At 60.2% G+C, this 532-nt stretch carries 1 protein-coding gene; it reads left to right on the top strand.

What is annotated here, in order from left to right:
• Window positions 1-532, top strand: a 532-nt coding sequence (locus tag DC522_RS34055) for a CocE/NonD family hydrolase (RefSeq protein ID WP_165820455.1), incomplete at both ends; no start/stop codon positions are given.

Raw genomic sequence — 532 nt, forward strand, 5'->3', positions numbered from 1 at the left:
ATCGGCCTGACGCGCGGCAAGGGGTGCAGCCCCGACAAGCCAGTTCCGTTCGAGCATGATGGTCCCGATGCGGATACGCTGATTGATTGGGTCGCCCATCAGCCGTGGAGCGACGGCAAAGTCGGCATGTACGGCGGCAGCTACGGCGGTTTCACGACGTGGGCGGCGACAAAGAACAGGCCCGCCGCCCTTAAAGCGATTATGGTCGGCGCTCCCGAAGGGCCGGCGATCGACACCCCGAGCGAAAACGGGGTGGTCTGGAATTTCCTATACCCTTGGTCTCTTTACACCACGACGAACAAGACGCTGGATAACGCCGCTTACGGCGACACCGCACGTTGGAACCGGCTCAATCGGACCTGGTATCTCAGCGGGAGAGCTTATCGTGATCTCGACAAGATCGATGGCGTCCCCAACCCCTATTGGGATCGATGGCTGTCGCATCCCACCTACGATGACTATTGGCGCAACCTTGCGCCTACCCCGCCGGAACTCGCGAAACTCGATATACCCGTTCTGCAAACCGTAGGAT

Source organism: Microvirga sp. KLBC 81 (genome assembly GCF_003075415.1).
Lineage (GTDB): Bacteria > Pseudomonadota > Alphaproteobacteria > Rhizobiales > Beijerinckiaceae > Microvirga.